This is a genomic window from Kitasatospora sp. MY 5-36 (assembly GCF_001182915.1).
Classification (GTDB): domain Bacteria; phylum Actinomycetota; class Actinomycetes; order Streptomycetales; family Streptomycetaceae; genus Kitasatospora.
Genome location: NZ_LFVW01000622.1, coordinates 1 through 2,427, shown reverse-complemented (window position 1 = coordinate 2,427; position 2,427 = coordinate 1). Strand labels below are relative to the sequence as shown.

Below are 2,427 nucleotides of genomic sequence, written 5' to 3'. Positions count from 1 at the left end.
TGGATGGAGTGTGCGCCGGGGGCACAGACGCGCGCGCGTGGGGGTGCGGCGGCCCGGACGGGGAGATCCTGGCATGCCTGCGCCAGTCCGGTGCCCTCACGGTAGGAGCCGCCGACTGCGGCCGTCAATGGTCTGAACCATTTTCCCACCTACCCAACTCCCCCACCAGGCAAGCTGGTTGACCCCGAACCGACCGAAAACGAACGAAGGCCCCGCCGCCCGGTCGGACCGGGTGACGGGGCCGTAGCGGCAAGCGGCCTACTTCTTGCCCTGGTTCTTGACCGCCTCGATGGCGGCCGCGGCGGCGTCCGGGTCGAGGTAGCGGCCGCCCGGGGTGACGGGCTTGAAGTCGGCGTCCAGCTCGTAGACCAGCGGGATGCCGGTCGGGATGTTCAGGCCGGCGATGGCCTCGTCGGAGATGCCGTCGAGGTGCTTGACCAGCGCGCGCAGGCTGTTGCCGTGGGCGGTGACCAGGACGGTCCGGCCGGCGGCGAGGTCCGGGACGATGGCGTCGTACCAGTACGGCAGCATCCGGTCGACGACGTCCTTCAGGCACTCGGTGCGCGGACGCAGCTCGCTCGGGATGTCGGCGTAGCGCGCGTCACCGGCCTGCGAGTACTCGGCGTCGTCGGCCAGCACCGGCGGCGGGGTGTCGTACGAGCGGCGCCACAGCTGGAACTGCTCCTCGCCGAACTCGGCCAGGGTCTGGGCCTTGTCCTTGCCCTGGAGCGCGCCGTAGTGGCGCTCGTTCAGCCGCCAGCTGCGGCTGACCGGGATCCAGTGCCGGTCGGCCTTGTCCAGGGCGATCTGGGAGGTGCGGATGGCGCGGCGCAGCAGCGAGGTGTGCAGCACGTCGGGGAGCAGACCCTCGGCGGCCAGGAGCTCGCCACCGCGGGCGGCCTCCTTCTCGCCCTTCTCGTTGAGGTCGACATCGACCCAACCGGTGAACAGGTTCTTCTGGTTCCACTGGCTCTCGCCGTGGCGGAGCAGGATGAGTCGGTACGTCGTGTCAGCCATGGCCCCCAGCTTAGTGGGGGGTCGGAAAACCCCTGGTGGGGACCTTCGGCCGATGTGTAATGTGTGCCCCGCGCATCTGACACTTACATGCGTCGGCTGACCGGGCCTGCCGCACCGTTCGGCGGACGCCTGCCCACGGGAGCCCCCACATGCTCGTCGCCCTGGTCGCCAACCCCCGGATCCGAAGACTCGTACAGGAGACCGTGGGCGGGCTGCCGCGACAGTTCTGGTGGCTCTGGGTGAGCACGCTGGTGAACAAGCTCGGCGCTTTCGTCGTCACCTTCCTGGCGCTGTATCTGACCGTCGACCGGGGGTACTCGGCCTCCTACGCGGGCCTGGTGGCCTCGCTGTTCGGCCTCGGTTCGGCCGTCGCGGCGATCCTCGCGGGCGTGCTGGCCGACCGGATCGGGCGCCGGCCCACCCTGCTCGCCGCCCAGCTCGGCACCGCGCTGTTCACCGCCGTGCTCGGCTTCGCGGACGGCCAGGTGGCGATCGCCGTGGTGGCCTTCCTGGTGGGCCTGTGCAACAACGCCACCCGGCCGCCCACCTCGGCGATCATCGCCGACCTGGTGCCGGCCGAGGACCGGGTCCGCGCGTACTCGCTGAACTACTGGGCGATCAACATCGGCTTCGGCCTCTCGGCGGCCGTGGCGGGCCTGATCGCCACCCACGGCTACCTCACGCTCTTCCTGCTGGACGCGTTCTCCACCCTGGTCTGCGCGGTGGTGATCTTCATCCGGATCCCGGAGACCAGGCCGCAGGCCGCGCCCGGCCGGGCGGACGGCTCCGCCGAACCGCCGGTCAGCCTGCTCTCGGTGTTCCGGGACGCCCCGTTCATGGCGCTGGTCGGGCTCACCCTGCTGCTCGCGCTGGTCTTCCAGCAGGGCAGCACCACGCTGGCCGTGGACATGGGCGCCTCCGGCATCACCTCCACCGAGTACGGCCTGGTCATCGGCCTGAACGGGCTGCTGATCGTGGTCCTGCAGATCCCGCTGACCCGCTGGATGGAGGGCCGCTCACGCACCGGACTGCTGATCACCAGCTGCCTGCTCACCGGCTGGGGCTTCGGGCTGGCCGCGCTGGCCGGGTCCTCGGCCTGGCTGTTCGCGCTCTCGGTGGCCGTCTGGACGGTCGGCGAGATCCTCAACACGCCGGTGATGATGGGCCTGGTCGCCGAGCTGGCGCCGACCCACGGGCGCGGCCGCTACCAGGGCGTGCACAGCCTCTCCTGGTCGCTCGCCTCGTTCCTCGGCCCGGCGGGCGGCGGGCTGCTGCTCCAGCACGCGGGGCCGGCGGTGCTCTGGACGGCCTGCGGGGCGGTCGGGACGGTCACCGCGCTCGGGTACGTGGTGCTGGCCCGCCGGACCGGCGCGGCCGGGCGCCGTCGGCCCGTGGCCACGGAGGTCCCGG

Annotated in this window: 2 protein-coding genes; one reads left to right on the top strand and one right to left on the bottom strand. The window is 71.7% G+C overall.

The window, feature by feature from the left end; translation table 11 throughout:
• Positions 1 to 258: 258 nt before the first annotated feature.
• Positions 259 to 1,017 (bottom strand): phosphoglyceromutase, encoded by a 759-nt coding sequence (locus AE652_RS31915; RefSeq protein WP_049657900.1) that lies wholly within the window; start codon positions 1,015 to 1,017, stop codon positions 259 to 261.
• A gap of 149 nt (positions 1,018 to 1,166) precedes the next feature.
• Between AE652_RS31915 and AE652_RS31910 the strand changes: the two genes are divergently transcribed.
• Positions 1,167 to 2,427 (top strand): MFS transporter (locus AE652_RS31910; RefSeq protein WP_063780334.1); only part of this gene is annotated, 1,261 nt, incomplete at its 3' end.